This is a genomic window from Faecalicatena fissicatena, assembly GCF_016900595.1.
Classification (GTDB): domain Bacteria; phylum Bacillota; class Clostridia; order Lachnospirales; family Lachnospiraceae; genus Claveliimonas; species Claveliimonas intestinigallinarum.
In genome coordinates this window covers 1-15,299 of sequence record NZ_JACLYY010000016.1, presented here as the reverse complement: position 1 = coordinate 15,299, position 15,299 = coordinate 1, and the positions used below count along the sequence as shown (strand labels likewise).

Sequence of the window (15,299 nt, the reverse complement as noted above, 5' to 3'; positions counted from 1 at the left end):
CAACTTTACTTCAGGCTCTCTGCCACTTTCTCCACGTCAGCCCATGTGCCCACATTGTAGACGGTCACATCCCGGCTGATCTTTCTCATAAATCCGGCCAGAGTCCTGCCCGGACCGATCTCCACAAAGGTATCCACCCCTGCCGCGATCAGGTTCTCCATGCTCTGCTGCCAGCGCACGGAGGAGCTGACCTGGCGGGCCAGCAGCTCTTTTGTCTGGCTGATGTCCGTCACCTCCTGGGCCGTCACGTTTGTCACGTAGGGCACCTTCAGGGGAGACAGCTCTACGCCCTGCAGCACCTCTGCCAGCTCTTCGCCTGCCTTCTCAAGCATGGGTGAGTGGAAGGGACCGCTGACGTTCAGCATGACAGTCCTTTTCGCTCCGGCTTCCTTCAGCTTCTCTGCCGCAGCCTCCACCGCCTTTGTCTCTCCGGTGATGACAATCTGCCCCGGACAGTTGTAGTTGGCAATGGATACGCCCTCCATGGTATCTGTCACCTTCTCAATCTCTTCACCTGTCATGCCCATGATGGCACACATGGCCCCCTCCCCTGCAGGAACTGTGTTCTGCATGAGGAGGCCTCTCTTTCTCACAAGGCGGATGGCGTCCTCATCCTTCATACCGCCGGCCGCCGCGATGGCGCAGTACTCGCCAAGGCTTAAGCCCGCTGTCACATCCGGGTGGATGCCGGCCTCCTCCACGACCTTTGTCATAGCCAGGCAGGTAGTCACAAGGGCTGCCTGCGTGTACTCTGTCAGGTCCAATTTATCGTTTTCATGAAAGCACAAATCCTTCATGTCAATGTCCATGTTATCCTTCAGCACCTCCGCGGCCATGTCATACACAGCCTTTGCCGAAGCGCTGTTCTCGTAGAAATCCTGGCCCATGCCGCATTTCTGCGCGCCCTGTCCCGGATAAATAAATGCTATCTTACTCATAAAAGCCCGCTCCTTTGATCAGTGCATCTGTCTCGCTCACCAGCTTGTCGATGAGCTGTTTGCAGGACATTCTCTCCTTCACCATGCCGGCGATCTGTCCTGCCATAACGCTTCCGTTCTTCACATCGCCCTCCACAACGGCCTTGCGAAGTCCGCCCAGCGTCAGGAGCTCCAGCTCCTCAAAGCTTGCGCCCTTGTTCTCCAGCTCCAGATATTTCTTTGTCATGTCGTTCCTAAGAGCGCGCACCGGATGTCCTGTAGTGCGGCCTGTGACGCGGGAGTCGATATCCTTTGCCTTGATGATGCGCTCCTTGTAATTCTCATGTACCTGGGACTCGTCTGTGACAACAAAGTGTGTGCCCAGCTGCACGCCCCGTGCTCCCAGCATGAACGCCGCGGCAATGCCTCTTCCGTCAGCGATGCCGCCTGCGGCGATGACGGGAATATTCACCGCGTCCACCACCTGGGGAACAAGCACCATAGTGGTGTTCTCACCGATGTGTCCGCCGGCCTCTGTTCCCTCGGCCACGACCGCGTCAGCGCCGCAGCGCTCCATGCGCTTTGCGAGAGCCACGGAAGCGACCACCGGGATAACCTTCACACCGGCTTCCTTCCACATCTTCATGTATTTTTCCGGGCTTCCGGCTCCGGTGGTGACCACCTTCACGCCTTCCTCCACGATGACCTTAGCGACGTCGTCCGCGTGGGGACTCATAAGCATGATATTGACGCCGAAAGGCTTGTCTGTCAGTTTCTTTGCTTCTCTGATCTGTTCGCGCACCCAGTCTGCCGGAGCGCTTGCTGCTCCTATCAGCCCAAGCCCACCGGCATTTGATACGCCGGCTGCCAAGTGATATTCAGCGACCCAGGCCATACCGCCCTGGATAATCGGATATTCAATTCCCAGTAATTCCGTTACTTCTGTTTTCATATTGACAACCTCTTTTTTCTTTTTTATTTCGCTTATTTCTCTCTATTTGTGGGACTCAATGTAAGAGATTACATCGCCGACTGTAGCGATCTGCTCCAGATCCTCTGTGGGGATCTCCACGTCGTACTCTTCCTCCAGAGCCATAACAAGCTCAAACAGGTCCAGAGAGTCCGCTCCAAGGTCCTCTTTAAAGGAAGTCTCCTCTGTGATTGTCTCTGCGTCCACTCCTAATGAATCTGCTACCATTTCTTTGATCTTTTCCAGCATTGTCTTGTTCTCCTTTTCTTTTACCTTTTCGTTTTGATTTTATCTATGCCATCGCCGCCTCCGGGCAGCGCTGCACACTTATTTATTCCAGTCCATGACTGCCGCGCCCCAGGAGAGGCCGGCTCCAAATCCGGCGATCACGATCCTCTGTCCCGCCTTCAGCCGTCCCTCCCGGTTCAGCTCATCCAGCAGGATGGGGATGCTGGCGGAGGAAGTGTTGCCGTACTCCTGCAGGTTCATGGGGAACTTCTCTATGGGCTCTTCCATCCTCTTTGCCACCGACTCCACGATCCTCTTGTTGGCCTGGTGGAGCACATACAGGTCTACATCCTGCTTTGTGAGCCCGTTTTTCTCAAGCACCTCATCTATAACCTCCGGTACCTTCTTCACAGCGAACTTGAACACGCCCCGGCCGTCCATCTGCATGAGCGTCTCCTCCTCGGGGATGCTCTCCCAGTTTTTATTATAGCGGCTTGTACAGGTGAGGGCCTCGCCCTTGCTCCCCGCGGAGTGAGTCACTGGATAGTAGAATGTTCCTTCTCCGGCCTTCACCACTGCGGCTCCGGCCCCGTCGCCGAAGAGGATGCAGGTTCCTCTGTCCTTCCAGTTTGTCAGGTTGGACAGACTCTCGCTCCCTATGACAAGGATAGTCTTGTACATGCCGGACGCCAGGTAGGCCAGGGCCGCGCTGTAACCAAACACAAATCCCGTGCAGGCGGCGCTCATATCATAGCAGGTGGCGTTCACCGCGCCGATCTCTCTTTGCACCTCACAGGCGGCGCAGGGGAGGATCACATTGGAGGAAATGGTGGACACAAGGATCAGGTCCACCTCCTCGGGAGCTGTGCCGCTGTCCTCAAGAGCCTTTCTGGCCGCGTCCGCCGCCATGGACACCGTAGTCTCATCAGTGATGATGTGGCGTCTCACCACGCCTGTCCTCTCCCGTATCCACTCGTCGCTGGTCTCCACAAGCTGCGCAATATCATTGTTATCCATCGTATGTACAGGAACACTGGAGCCTGTACCACATATCACTCCGGTCATGTCTTTGCTTCCTCGTTTCTTCTATTATTTCGATGCTTCAAATATTTTTAGTCTGAAATATTTTGACTTTCAAAGTATATAGCAGTACTCGTCTTCTGTCAAGAGCTTTGACCAAACAATTCTACTCTTTCCGCGCCCTCACCAGCAGCATCATAGGGCGGCGCATCTCGTCCCTCATGCCCGGCAGCTCCAGCACAGCGGGATCCGGGCAGGCCTCCTCCACCGCTGTCAGGGCGAACCCGCAGGCCAGCAGGCCGCCCAGTATCTGCGTCAATGTGTGGTGCTGCTTCACCACCTCCTCCCCGAGAAAGATAGTCCTCCTCTCCCCCGGATAGAAGTAGTCGTCCACCGGCCAGTACAGGGCCCGGCCCTCCCCATCCCGGATCCACTCCTCCCTCACGCTCCCGGTAAACGCAGGATGCTCTATATTGATCAGGAAGTCTCCTCCGCTCCTCAGGGTCCGGTACACCTTCCTGTATATGCCCTCCAGATCCGCAATATAGTGGAGCACCAGGTTTGACACCACCAGGTCAAACGCCTCCTTTGGGTATTCGTACTCCTCCAGAGCGCAGACCTGATAGCTGATCCTCTCATCCGGGTTCCGCTTCCTGGCCTCTCCTATCATGCGGCTGCTCTGGTCGATGGCCGTCACAGACGCGGCCCCCTTCTCCGCCGCATAGGCGCTGTGCCACCCGTAGCCGCAGCCAAGGTCCAGCACATCCTTTCCTTTTATCTCCGGAAAAAGTCTTTTAAGCTGGTGCCACTCGCCGGCCCCCTCCAGCCCCTTCCGGCTCCTGTCCATCTGTCCGTAGGCCTGAAAAAATGACGGGTCATCGTATATATTTCCCATCCCGCTCTCCTCCTCTGTTCAATCTTTGATAGCTGAAGCTATTATACTTGAAAAAAAGCAGAAAAAATAGTATAAATGTATGGTCTGATAAATATGGAAATAATAACACATACCTGCTCCGCCATCAGGCGGTGCGCTATTCAAGAAAGGATTTACAGTCAAATGAACAAGAAACAAGACACCAAGATGTCACCTGTGCAATTTGTCTTCCGCATCATCCAGGGCGCCCTGATCGGCCTGGGCGCTGTTCTCCCCGGCATCTCCGGAGGAGTCCTGAGCGTCATCTTCGGCATCTACAAGCCCATCATGGAGCTTTTGTCCCACCCCTTTAAAAATTTCAGGACCCATGTTCCAAAGCTGATCCCCGTCTTCATCGGCGGTGTCATCGGCTTCCTGGGCGTGGCCAATATTCTGGCCTACTTCCTCAACAAGTACCCGGATCCCTCCGTGTGCCTCTTCATCGGTCTCATCGGCGGCATGCTCCCCTCCCTCTTCCGGGAGGCAGGAGAACAGGGGCGCACAAAGGGCTCCTGGATCTCCCTCGTGGTGTGCATGTGCGTGATCTTCGCCCTGCTCATCGGCCTGGACATGACCTCCTATGAGGTAGCTCCCAGCTTTGGGTGGTATCTGTTCTGCGGCTTCTGCCTGGCCTTAAGCGTCATCGCTCCCGGCATGAGCTTCTCCACCCTGCTGATGCCCCTGGGCCTCTATACTCCCTTTGTGGAGGGCATCGGCCACTTTGACATGGCCATCCTCATTCCCGGAGGCATTGGCGCCGTGGTGACAGTCATCCTGCTGGCCAAGGCTATCAACGCCCTCTTTGACAATTACTACTCCATCGCCTTCCACGGCATTGTGGGCATTGTCATCGCGGCCACGGTCATGATCATCCCCGTCTCCGGCTTCCTGTCAGCCGGTTCCGCCATCGTCAACATCATCTGCATTGTGGTGGGCGTGGTCATCGCGCTGGCCCTGGATAAGTTCAACAGCGGCGTGAAGGTGGAATAATCGGAAAACAAATATTTCTAACTGAAAAAGGCTACCGCCTGGCGATCTTTTTCATCGTCAGAACGGTAGTCTTTTCAGATTTATTTTTCTTTCGATTCTTTATCCACGGCCCAGCGGTCCAGCTGCTTCATAAATTTTTCATCGTCTGACACCACTTTCACCGGTTTTTTATAGTCAATAGCCATCAGTCCCAGGACGGATTTTCCATCCGCGATTTGATTATCCACAGTATGGACACCAATATCCATAGGAGAAGAGCATGCAAGATGCATAAAATCTCTCAGATCATTTGATGTATAGAGCATAATTTCCCTAATCATAATATTTCCTTCCTTTCTTCAACTCACATAAGGCCATTTTTCCAGCGCTTCCGCCAACTCTTTCTTTTCTCTGGCCTTGACCTCAAAACAGCCGCCTTCTTCAACAATCTCTACTGCCTGGCGCATTGCCCTGGCTCCCGCCGTAGCTCCACCAGGATGTCCCTGTACAGCGCCTCCTGCTGCCAGCACAATATCCCGCCCCACTTCTTTCACATACTTTTCTACTATCCCGGGATGAACGCCTCCGCCAATAGAGGGCATGGAGGAGCGGATATGATACCAGGGCAATGTCAACTGGCATAGGGTCTGCATATACTTCTGATGGCACAACGGATATCCGCCATATGGCGTATTCACCATCACAATATCCGCACCCGCCAGGCGGGCAAGCTTGCCGGCTGCCAAAGGAGAAGCCATCCCATTCATCTCACCCTCATAGTACATACCCGCGCCGGCCGCATGTCCCAAAACAGGCACTCCTGCTGTCTGGGCAATCTGCTTCAGAGTGCTGTACCCCACAGCAGCAAAATTAACCATAATGCCGTCTGCACCGGCATCTACAACTCTCTTCACATTCTCCATAATGTGATCAGCACCGCTAGTGACATTCACAAAATACCGAACCCGCTCTCCGGTCACATCCGCAGCTGCTTCCGCCGCCTTGCGGTACACTTTCACCCGATCCCATGGTTTGCTGTATTCCGGGTCGCCAAGCAGTTCATCATCCTTAATAATATCAATGCCGCCCAAAGCCACCTGATAAAAAATCTTTGCCCCTTCCTCCGGCGTTAAGCCCGTACATGGTTTGATCATGTTCAGGAGAATCGGGCGCCCCTGAATACCAAGATAATCCCGAACTCCCTGCACTCCATACTGCGGCCCTTGAAATTTGCTTACATATTCTTCCGGGAACACGATATCCAGCAGTTTGACCAGGGCTGAAGTGGAGGCATCGTTTCCCAAAAGCGCAGTCAGCATAAGAGGGAGATCCCCGCCAAAGTGAACCGCAGGATAGGCGATCTGTATAATGTATTTCCGCACCTCCTCTGTCACCTGCGTCTCCAGATCCAGGGATGGTACATCAAATACATTGACTACCCTTCCCATATATTTCTCCCGAATCTCTTCTGTAATCCCAGGCACCGGCACCCAGGTGCCTATAGTTTGCCCCACAGCCAGCCTTCCTGCTTTTTTCAGCACATCTGTCTCTCTAGGCAATTCGATATAATAGTAAGCCGTCACGTAATCATGCCCCCGGATTGATTCCGGCAGGGTGTATAAAACAGAGTCCATAAATACTCCTTTCTAACGAAAAAGCCTAGGTACCGTTTTGTACCCAGGCTTTTGTTACCTTTTACTAACAACTATATATCTGCTTATTCATGGAAATATTCTTCGATATCATACGGAATATCATCAATCCTCTTCTGAAGGTTCTCCGCCACCAGTTTTGCCAAGAGCTCACTATCGTGACTCCGCAAAGCATTCAGATAGCTCTGATGCTCTGCTATCAGCCGCTCTCTCGACTCTCTAGTATTCAAAAGTTTCTGTCCATAAATCAGTTTAAAAAAGGAAAGATTATCCCAAAGCGACTCAATCATACTGCATATCCTGTTCAGCCCGCTCACTTTATAGATAGAAAAATGGTATAACCGATTCTGCTGATATACCTCCACAGCATCCAGTTCATCTTTTCTCACAATGTACTGATAGTCCTCATGGATCTTTTCCAGTTCTTTTATCTCTTCATCGGTTATCTTCTCACATGCGTAGCGAGCTGCCTCCGGCTCCAATGCTTTTCTGGCTATATAAATCTGACGTACATCATCTCTTGTCAGAATTACCAGTCTTGTCCCCGCATAAGGAACAGATTCCGCCAATCCTTTTTTTTCCAGATTGCTCAATGCCTCCCGGATAGGCATACGGCTGACTCCCAACTGACTGGCAAGCTCCTCTGTATTAAGCTTATCGCCCATTAGAAGTTTTCCTTCCATAATCCATTCCATCAGCTTGTCAAGCACCAGATCCGGGAGTTTACTATGCTGCAGCATTTCCTTTCCCGAGTCACTCATCGTTATTCTCATGTCCGCTCTCATATAGTTTACCTTGTAACTCTACAAGCCAAGCTTCAAAACGGCCGCCTTCAGGATTGCCACCTGCGCAGTCTCCTCAATCAATTCAGCTGTATGTTCTGCCGCAATCGCATCTTTTCCCACTGCCACAAGCCCGTGATCCTTCAAAAGGAATCCTGGGAGATCCGGATTTTCTTTATAGATTTCCTCAACAAGAGGAAAATCCTCTCTACGTACCATCGCTGCTTTCACATCCAGCGTAGGCAAATCGGCATTCATCTTCAGCCTGGAATGCCAAGTATTTCTAGGCAGAGCTTTTCCCGTTACAGCCCATGCAATCGAATAAGGCGAGTGCGTATGCACCACCGCGTTTACATCCGGACACATTCTATAAATAAGTCCGTGCAGCAAAGCTTCTCTTGTAGGTTTCCCATCCCCTTCTACTAAATTACCGTCAAAATCTGTGATCACAAATCCTTCCGGTGTACTGTCAGCAAAAGAGCTTCCGCTGGCCTTCACCAGCATCAGATCTTTTCCCAAAATTCGAGCACTTACATTTCCGCCGCTTCCTGTCTGTATGCCTCTAGTATAAGCTCTTTTGCAGGCGATGACAAGTTCCTCCGCTATTTTTTTAACATCTTCTGCCATTTTTCCCAGATTTCTCCTTTCCCATTTAAAGCCCTAAAGCAGGTAATTTATTCCGTAAATTTTCCTGCCTCCTTCAGCTCCTGCACCATGTAACGGGCCGCCTGGATGCCCCACTCCTCCGTATCTATATTTCCCGGTACAGTAATGATATCCACATTAGGATTTTTAATTGCCCGAAGCTTTCCCAGAATAATATCATCTACTTCTTTACAGTACAGTTCCTCCCCCTTGCGGGTGTTATGTCGCATGCCATCTGTAGGAAGCAGAAGTTTGACCGGATAGTCAATCCTATTGATCCTTTCCACCACCCGCTCCGTGGTAATTTCAGCCTCATCCGGAAGAATTTTAATATGTGCCGTGTTGGCGTTGTGATACATGTAGATCCTCTCATTCATCCTGGGTGGAAATTCTTTCGTATCAAAGTCAATAAAATCCAGACCTCCAGGACATATCACCAGCGGCACTTTATGCTGTACTCCCTTGACCAAACGGTACTTTGCATCTTCCCCATAAGAAAATCCAGCTTTAAAATACTCCTGGGTGATCTCGTGGGTCGTCAAATCCAGAATCCCATCCAGCAGACCATCCGCTGCCATCTGCTCCATAATGGCTCCGCCCACACCGGTAGAGTGAAATCCCAGAGTCTCAATCCCCATCCTCTCCAGCTCATCTACCGCTGCGCAGGCGCCCGTATTTGTAATTCCCATCAGAGTGATGCCTACCACCAGCCTATTCCCCTTTTTCAGGGGAGTTCCTGCATGTTTTACCATGCCTGCGCAGCAGGCACAGGCATTTGCCATAATCTGCCGGGTCACCATGTTCAGTCCTGTAAAGTCACAGATAGAAGGAATAACCACAATATCTTTGTCACCAACAACAAGATCAAATGTCTTCTTTCCGCATGCCACTGTAGTAGCCATAACCTTGGGAAATCCGATGGGAAGCGCCCGCATGGCGCTGGTTGCCATCACCGTATTCTGAAGCCCTCCCGCGGACAGGATGCCCTGGATCTTTCCCTCCTGGTAAAGATTCCGTGTCATCACCGCCACAGCCTTCGTCATAAATTCGATTTTTTCTCCCTTGGTCTTTGTCTTGACAGTCTCCCACGATGCTCCGGCCGCCTCAGCGACAGCCTCCCGGGAAATATCGTAGTTCTCTGACGGGCCTGGGCCTGTTGCCACGTCAATAACCAGCACATTCAGGCCCCACGCCTCCAGCAGCTCTCTCATGTATGCGACTTCTCTTGCCTTTGTATCGCAACTTCCGATAACTGCAACTGTATCCATATAAACTCCTTTAATGCAATACTTTGACTTTTATTTTTCGCTGAGACTAAAGTACTTCGTGTAAGCTTTTTCCGCCGCTTTTTTCGCATCCTTGTCAATGATCGCTTTCTTATACTCTTCAAATACGAAGTCTGTATCTTTCTTTCCAATGACCGGAAGCTTGTTAGCATGCGAGTCCTCGTATTTTTCTACTGCCGCGGAGAGAATTACATCGTGGGCAAGCAGCAAATGTTTGTGCGGATCAACACCGGCCTCCTTGCACCTACGCACAGTATCACGTATTGTCTTCCAGGCTGCCACAATATCTACATAGCGTCCTGGCGGGCAGATGTCATAGTGAAGGTTTTTCACCATATCCTCCGGTGTATCAATATTTCCCATAACAAACACAGAATCTCCCACACAGAAGTACGGTCCTTCTTCTGTCTGAACCACAACAGTCATATGGCCTGGGCAATGTCCGAATGACTCATAAACACTGACTCCCGGAACGATCTCCACCTCTCCTTTGACCGTCTCAAACCTCTCTTTTACACCAGGCACATCATAAGGAGCTATGAATTCATCTCCCACAGTCACATCTCCGTCTTTGGCAATTATCGGGCGGCAGTATGATTTGTAGTGAAGCGGAATGGGATCATGGGCATACTCCCACTCCTTCTCATGACAGATAAATCGCGCTTTTGTAAATTTTTCAAGGTAGAAGACGTGATCCCAATGAAGATGAGTAAACAGGACAATGTCCACATCAGAAGGCTTGTATCCCACCTGGCCCAGCCTAGATTCAATATCATCAATTCCCGGTCTCTGTAAAGATGGACCATGGTGATATTTATCCGCATGTTCTGTCCAAGACATTCCTGTATCTACCAGCACCAGTTTATCTCCCCCTTCAATCAGGAAGGTGAAATCCGGGAGCTGATCTGAGTCATTAGTAATCCCCAGTTTCTCCACATATTTTTTAACTGAAAAATGATACCAGTACTCCAGTGGTTTCGTTGGAATATATCCAGAGTTTAAAGGTCTGATCGTTAATGCCATAATAATTTCCTCACTTTCTTTTTGTTAAATAGATGTTTGATTATCTTAAAATTGTCTCCAATTTTAATTCAATATTAAGCCACGCTTCTCTCCTGTCGTTTCTTTGTGTACGTATCAAACAGGACCATAACAATGATGACGATACCTACCACAAGCCCCTGAGCAAAAGAAGAAATTCCCAGCAGGTTCATCACATTTACAATCACGGTCAGGATCAGGGAACCGATCACTGTTCCCACAACTCCTCCTTCACCTCCCAGCATGGAGGTTCCACCTATCACGACAGCTGCCACTGTCTGAAGTCCATAGCTGTCTCCCATTGCCGCATCTGCCGCATTCAGCCGGGCTGTGATCAAAAGTCCTGCCAGGCCTGCTGTCATGCTACACATCATAAAAGCAGATACCATGATCTTTTTCACAGGCACTGCCGCATACCTGGCAGCAGTTGGGTTAGAACCGTAGGAATACACCTGCCGCCCATAGGTTGTCCTCTGAAGGAGAATGTAAATAATGACAACCACAATAGCCGCAATGATAATAAGGTTGGGGATAGGTCCCGTATAGCCCACCCCGATCTGTGTAAAACCTGCAGGCAGATCATAGATGACAGCTCCCTGCATTACAATCACGGCCAGGCCGCTCATTACCCAATTTGTTCCATATGTAGCAATAAAGCTGGGCAGAATGCCGGCCAGCAGACCATTGATAATCCCTACAATCATTCCAATCAAAATACCGATCAGGACGACTCCTAAAACCGGGACGCCGGATTTCAGGAGCCGGGCACAGACACAGCCGATAAATCCGGCGGTAGCCCCAACTGACAGATCCATTCCACCGGTGAGCAGTACGGCCGTCAGGCCGGAACTCAAAACCAGAAGCACACTGGCCTGCCGGAAAATTGTGATCAGATTGTCCACGCTTCGAAAGTTAGGTGCAATGATGGAGGAGACAATGATCAAAATAATCAGTCCAATCAGGCTGTAAAATACTTTCGAGCTTTTCACGTTTTCCCAAATTTTTTTAGCTTTCATGTCTTCTCCCTCCTATTCCTTCGTCGAACGGAACCGGACAACAGCATCGATAATGATAGCTGCCAGTACGATAGAACCGATGATAGCGTTCTGGTATATGGAGGTTACTCCGACCACATTCAGACCATTTTTGATAATCTGGATCAGAAGCACACCAAAAATAGTCCCAGTTACACCGCCTTTTCCTTCCCGTAGAGATGTACCTCCCAGGAGAGCCGCTGCCACTGCCTGGAATTCCCATCCGTTTGCCACTGTAGTCTGTCCGGATTCAATCCGACAGAGAGTGATAATGCCTGCTATACCCGCGATAAGCCCCGCAAAGGCATAGGTCTGTATCAGATACCGATCCGGGTTGATCCCGGCCAAGCTAAGTGCCTCTTTATTACCCCCCAGTCCATGTATATTGGTCCCGAATTTTGTCTTTTTCAGGATGATCCACACAATGATAAATACAAGCACTGCCACCCACACCATGAGCGGAATCATTAAGATTGTTGTTTCTGTCACCAGCCTGTATGTAAAACTGGGAAACGATATGGATGATCCCATAGCCAGAAGCAGGGAAATACTGTTTACTATATTCTGCATACCGTATGTAGCGATAAACGGAGGCAGATTTCCTTTTGCTACGATCACACCGTTTACCGCACCGATAAGCAGTGTACAGATTACTGAAATCAGCATAGCTACTTCCAGGATAATGCCCCTTTGAGCAAGATATACGGTAAACACAGTCACAAAACTGACCTGTGCCCCCAGCGAAAGATCCGTGCCCTGTGTCAGGATAATACATGTCTGCGCAAACGCCACGATCATTAGTGGCGTTGCCTGGATCAGCACGTTTCTGAAATTGGAAAACGACAGATAGTTCGGTTCCATGATACTGAACACGACTATCAGGACTACCAGCATATAGACAACAGGTGGAATCGTCTTGATGCGCTGCAACACACCAGATTTCTGTGCTACACTAGTTTTCTGCATTAGCGGCACCTCCCTTTCCCAACATCATGCGCTCTCCGATCGTTTCAGAATTGAATTCCGGTGTATCCCTCTTTACTTCATCCACAATCTCACCTTCACGCATGATATAAATCCTGTCGCTCATACCAATAACCTCCGGGAGCTCTGAAGAGATCATAATGATCGCCTTCCCTTCACTGGCCAGCCGATCCATCAGGCCGTATATCTCCATCTTTGCGGCCACATCAATACCCCGGGTGGGCTCATCAAAGATCAGGACTTCCGGGTCAAAGCTAAGCCATTTTGCCAGCACTACCTTCTGCTGGTTACCTCCTGAAAGATATTTACACGCCTTGTTCACACTGGTGGTAGCAATACGCAGCTGTTTCTTATAACCCAGAGCCACTTCATTGATCTTTCTATAAGAAATAAAGAAATGAGGGAAAATCTTTTTCAGACTAACAGCCACTGTATTCAGAGCAACCGACTCGCTCAGAGCCAGCCCCTGTTTCTTTCTGTCCTCACTCACCAGTCCAATCCCCAGCTTTGTCGCATTCTGAGGAGACTTGATATGAACCTCTTCTCCCTCCAGAATAATCTTTCCGGACTTCACAGGAGAGATTCCGTAAAGCAGCTCGGCCGTCTCTGTACGCCCGGCGCCTACCAGTCCGGCAATCCCTACAATCTCGCCTTTTCTTACATTGATATTTACATTCCTGACCCGCCCCTTGTGATCACAGAGATTTTCCGTCTGCAGGACAATGCCCTCATAATCATTTTTCGTTCTGACATATACCTGTGACACATCGCGGCCTACCATCATATTTACAAGTTCTTCATTTGTACATTCATTAATCCCAACGGTCTTGATCTTAACGCCATCCCTTAGAATCGTGATCCGATCGCCGATCAAAGGAAATTCCTGCATTCTGTGCGATACATAAATGATACCAATTCCTTCTGCCTTCAGGCGGTGGATCTGGGCGAACAGAGACTCCACCTCCCTTTCCGACAGTGTTGCTGTCGGTTCATCAAATACCATAACCCTGGGCTTGAATGACAGAGCCTTAGCGATCTCCACCATCTGCTGTTCTGCTACACTCAGATTCTTCACAAATCCTTTTACATCGATATATTCACAATTTAAAGACTTCAGCAATTCTCTGGCCTCATTTTCCATCCGTTTGTGGTCGATCAGCCCCAGCTTGGTCTTATATTCCCGATTCAAAAAAATATTCTGCGCCACACTGATATAAGGAACCAGTGTAAACTCCTGGTATACGGCCACGATTCCTTTTGCCAGCGCATCTTTTGTCCCGTTGAATTTTACAGGTTTCCCGTCAAATGTGATTTCGCCTTCTTCCGCTTTATAAGCACCCAGAAGGACTTTGGCCAGCGTACTTTTTCCGGCTCCGTTTTCTCCCACCAGAATATGTACTTCCCCTTCCCTCAAATCGAAATCCACATCATCCAGAGCTTTCATCCCGGGAAATAATTTTGTAATATGTTTTGCCGTTAAAATTGTTTTGCCCATTGCTTCACCTCGGCTGTATTTCGGATACCCTGTCTTATTCGCCCCTGTAGTATCTACAGGGGCGAAGTGGGTAAAATATCAAAACATTCCTCTACTTTCCATCTGCTTCTTACTGGATTACCTTCCACCATGCGATATTATCCTGATATTCCTTGACAGTATCCGGTGTGATCAGCGGATCATTGGCTGCAGTCGGGAAGGGAATAAACTTTCCTTCCGGTTCTGTCCCGTCATTTAAGTAATTGACAGCGTAAGCACATGCCAGATACCCAGAGCCATAAGGATCAGTATTGTATGTACAATACATTTCTCCAGATGCCACTGCATTTGTAGCATCTACACTTCCGTCAAATCCGGCGATCAGCACATCATCCTTTCCAGCCGCTTTCACTGCCTGCATTGCGCCCAGGGCACTCTCATCATTACAACCGATAATAGCATCTACATCCGTATACTGCTGAAGCAGGTTCTCCGTTACGGACATACCTTCCGTTCTCTTAAAATTGGCTGTCTGAGAGGCCACTACTTCAATGTCCGGATAATCCTCAAAAGTCTCATTAATTCCTTCCAGACGCTCAATAGCATTAGCAGCTCCTGCCGGTCCTTCCAAAATAATGACTTTTCCCTCTCCGTTCAAAGCCTCCGCAATCTCTTTTGCTACCACTTCACCAGTCTCTTTGTAGTCTACACCAGTCCTCAAAAATGTATCTTCAGCTGCCGGAGTACCGATAGTGATTACCTGAATGCCTGCATCCTCTGCTTTTCTCACGCCAGGCATAATGCCGTTAGAGTCTGCGCAGTGTACAATAATCACATCCATCTCCTGCTGGATCATATCTTCCATGATTTTAACCTGCTCCTCCACAGAGTCTGCTGTAGAAGGAGCCTGTGTCACCGCCTCAAATCCCATGTCCTCTCCGGCTTTCTTTACTCCTTCGGACTGTGCAACCATATAGGGGTTGGTGGTGTTCTTTGCTATATAACCAATTTTGTAGTCTTCATTTGCCTCTACATCAGATGTAACCTGCGCCCCAATTCCCTGAATTGGAAGAGACTCTGCATCTACAACTGTCGCTTTGGATAACCCTTCCGTGCTAACTTCGCTCTCTGCACTGCTTCCATCTTCAGTGCTTCCGCTTTCCTCTGGCGCCGGAGAGCTACATCCGGCCAAAAGTGTACATGTCATACCTACTGTTGCCAAGATGGATACTAACTGCTTTTTCATTTTCGTCCTCCTTTTATTTTGGTTTGATCTCCCAATATCCGAATATTGAATATCGTATATTGGATACAATTTTGTTGTGTTCAATATATCATCCTCATATGTGTTTGTCAATATTAAATCTGTCTCTTATACACATCT

The 15,299-nt window shown here is 49.6% G+C and carries 16 protein-coding genes; 1 reads left to right on the top strand and 15 read right to left on the bottom strand.

Translation table 11 applies throughout. The features are described from left to right. Positions 1-5: 5 nt before the first annotated feature. The 5 genes from fabD to H7U36_RS13455 form a co-directional block, all read right to left on the bottom strand. Complete coding sequence (fabD, locus tag H7U36_RS13475) at positions 6-938, bottom strand: ACP S-malonyltransferase (protein WP_205148308.1); 933 nt, start codon at positions 936-938, stop codon at positions 6-8. Next, positions 931-1,896, bottom strand: a complete 966-nt coding sequence (gene fabK / locus H7U36_RS13470; RefSeq protein WP_138303902.1) for an enoyl-[acyl-carrier-protein] reductase FabK — start codon at positions 1,894-1,896, stop codon at positions 931-933. The genes fabD and fabK overlap by 8 nt, the downstream gene beginning before the upstream one ends. A 15-nt stretch (positions 1,897-1,911) precedes the next feature. After that, positions 1,912-2,136 carry an acyl carrier protein gene (gene acpP, locus H7U36_RS13465; RefSeq protein WP_138303904.1) on the bottom strand — a complete coding sequence of 75 codons (225 nt, stop codon included), beginning with the start codon at positions 2,134-2,136 and terminating at the stop codon, positions 1,912-1,914. Between the two features lie 78 nt (positions 2,137-2,214). Further along, positions 2,215-3,180, bottom strand: a complete 966-nt coding sequence (locus tag H7U36_RS13460) for a beta-ketoacyl-ACP synthase III (RefSeq protein WP_191428734.1) — start codon at positions 3,178-3,180, stop codon at positions 2,215-2,217. 121 nt (positions 3,181-3,301) lie between these two features. Next, the gene (locus tag H7U36_RS13455) at positions 3,302-4,030 is read right to left on the bottom strand and encodes a class I SAM-dependent methyltransferase (protein ID WP_205156329.1); all 729 of its coding nucleotides are present in this window, start codon (positions 4,028-4,030) and stop codon (positions 3,302-3,304) included. 162 nt (positions 4,031-4,192) lie between these two features. Here H7U36_RS13455 and H7U36_RS13450 point away from each other — a divergent pair, with 162 nt between their 5' ends. Further along, entirely contained in the window at positions 4,193-5,038 is an 846-nt protein-coding gene (locus H7U36_RS13450; protein ID WP_205156328.1) for a DUF368 domain-containing protein, read from the top strand. 80 nt (positions 5,039-5,118) lie between these two features. Here the strand turns inward: H7U36_RS13450 and H7U36_RS13445 are convergent, their stop codons facing one another. The 10 genes from H7U36_RS13445 to H7U36_RS13400 all read right to left on the bottom strand — a co-directional run bounded on the left by H7U36_RS13445 (position 5,119) and on the right by H7U36_RS13400 (position 15,272). Beyond that, entirely contained in the window at positions 5,119-5,358 is a 240-nt protein-coding gene (locus H7U36_RS13445; protein ID WP_205156327.1) for an HPr family phosphocarrier protein, read from the bottom strand. Positions 5,359-5,376: 18 nt separating this feature from the next. Continuing rightward, positions 5,377-6,651: a RuBisCO large subunit C-terminal-like domain-containing protein gene (locus H7U36_RS13440; RefSeq protein WP_205156326.1), complete on the bottom strand. Its 1,275-nt coding sequence runs from the start codon at positions 6,649-6,651 to the stop codon at positions 5,377-5,379. Between the two features lie 83 nt (positions 6,652-6,734). Then, positions 6,735-7,454, bottom strand: coding sequence for a GntR family transcriptional regulator (locus tag H7U36_RS13435; protein WP_205156325.1), 720 nt, complete (start codon positions 7,452-7,454; stop codon positions 6,735-6,737). A gap of 18 nt (positions 7,455-7,472) precedes the next feature. Next, positions 7,473-8,078: a class II aldolase/adducin family protein gene (locus H7U36_RS13430; RefSeq protein WP_205156324.1), complete on the bottom strand. Its 606-nt coding sequence runs from the start codon at positions 8,076-8,078 to the stop codon at positions 7,473-7,475. A 47-nt stretch (positions 8,079-8,125) separates the two neighbouring features. Continuing rightward, positions 8,126-9,364, bottom strand: a complete 1,239-nt coding sequence (locus H7U36_RS13425) for a Tm-1-like ATP-binding domain-containing protein (RefSeq protein ID WP_205156323.1) — start codon at positions 9,362-9,364, stop codon at positions 8,126-8,128. A 30-nt stretch (positions 9,365-9,394) separates the two neighbouring features. Then, on the bottom strand, positions 9,395-10,405 hold the full coding sequence (locus H7U36_RS13420; protein ID WP_205156322.1) for an N-acyl homoserine lactonase family protein: 1,011 nt from the start codon (positions 10,403-10,405) through the stop codon (positions 9,395-9,397). 74 nt (positions 10,406-10,479) lie between these two features. Then, positions 10,480-11,439, bottom strand: a complete 960-nt coding sequence (locus H7U36_RS13415; RefSeq protein ID WP_205156321.1) for an ABC transporter permease — start codon at positions 11,437-11,439, stop codon at positions 10,480-10,482. A gap of 12 nt (positions 11,440-11,451) precedes the next feature. Further along, the gene (locus tag H7U36_RS13410; protein WP_205156320.1) at positions 11,452-12,423 is read right to left on the bottom strand and encodes an ABC transporter permease; all 972 of its coding nucleotides are present in this window, start codon (positions 12,421-12,423) and stop codon (positions 11,452-11,454) included. Then, the gene (locus H7U36_RS13405) at positions 12,410-13,936 is read right to left on the bottom strand and encodes a sugar ABC transporter ATP-binding protein (RefSeq protein ID WP_205156319.1); all 1,527 of its coding nucleotides are present in this window, start codon (positions 13,934-13,936) and stop codon (positions 12,410-12,412) included. Before H7U36_RS13405 ends, H7U36_RS13410 begins: the two co-directional genes overlap by 14 nt. Before the next feature lie 109 nt (positions 13,937-14,045). Next, positions 14,046-15,272, bottom strand: a complete 1,227-nt coding sequence (locus tag H7U36_RS13400; RefSeq protein ID WP_243426770.1) for a sugar ABC transporter substrate-binding protein — start codon at positions 15,270-15,272, stop codon at positions 14,046-14,048. Between the last annotated feature and the right edge of the window lie 27 nt (positions 15,273-15,299).

Bases quoted from the DNA above. Each gene is read 5' to 3' on its own strand.
- fabD (WP_205148308.1), bottom strand. From the start codon at position 938: ATGAGTAAGATAGCATTTATTTATCCGGGACAGGGCGCGCAGAAATGC.
- acpP (WP_138303904.1), bottom strand. From the start codon at position 2,136: ATGCTGGAAAAGATCAAAGAAATGGTAGCAGATTCATTAGGAGTGGAC.
- H7U36_RS13460 (WP_191428734.1), bottom strand. From the start codon at position 3,180: ATGACCGGAGTGATATGTGGTACAGGCTCCAGTGTTCCTGTACATACG.
- H7U36_RS13455 (WP_205156329.1), bottom strand. From the start codon at position 4,030: ATGGGAAATATATACGATGACCCGTCATTTTTTCAGGCCTACGGACAG.
- H7U36_RS13450 (WP_205156328.1), top strand. From the start codon at position 4,193: ATGAACAAGAAACAAGACACCAAGATGTCACCTGTGCAATTTGTCTTC.
- H7U36_RS13445 (WP_205156327.1), bottom strand. From the start codon at position 5,358: ATGATTAGGGAAATTATGCTCTATACATCAAATGATCTGAGAGATTTT.
- H7U36_RS13440 (WP_205156326.1), bottom strand. From the start codon at position 6,651: ATGGACTCTGTTTTATACACCCTGCCGGAATCAATCCGGGGGCATGAT.
- H7U36_RS13435 (WP_205156325.1), bottom strand. From the start codon at position 7,454: ATGAGAGCGGACATGAGAATAACGATGAGTGACTCGGGAAAGGAAATG.
- H7U36_RS13430 (WP_205156324.1), bottom strand. From the start codon at position 8,078: ATGGCAGAAGATGTTAAAAAAATAGCGGAGGAACTTGTCATCGCCTGC.
- H7U36_RS13425 (WP_205156323.1), bottom strand. From the start codon at position 9,364: ATGGATACAGTTGCAGTTATCGGAAGTTGCGATACAAAGGCAAGAGAA.
- H7U36_RS13420 (WP_205156322.1), bottom strand. From the start codon at position 10,405: ATGGCATTAACGATCAGACCTTTAAACTCTGGATATATTCCAACGAAA.
- H7U36_RS13415 (WP_205156321.1), bottom strand. From the start codon at position 11,439: ATGAAAGCTAAAAAAATTTGGGAAAACGTGAAAAGCTCGAAAGTATTT.
- H7U36_RS13410 (WP_205156320.1), bottom strand. From the start codon at position 12,423: ATGCAGAAAACTAGTGTAGCACAGAAATCTGGTGTGTTGCAGCGCATC.
- H7U36_RS13405 (WP_205156319.1), bottom strand. From the start codon at position 13,936: ATGGGCAAAACAATTTTAACGGCAAAACATATTACAAAATTATTTCCC.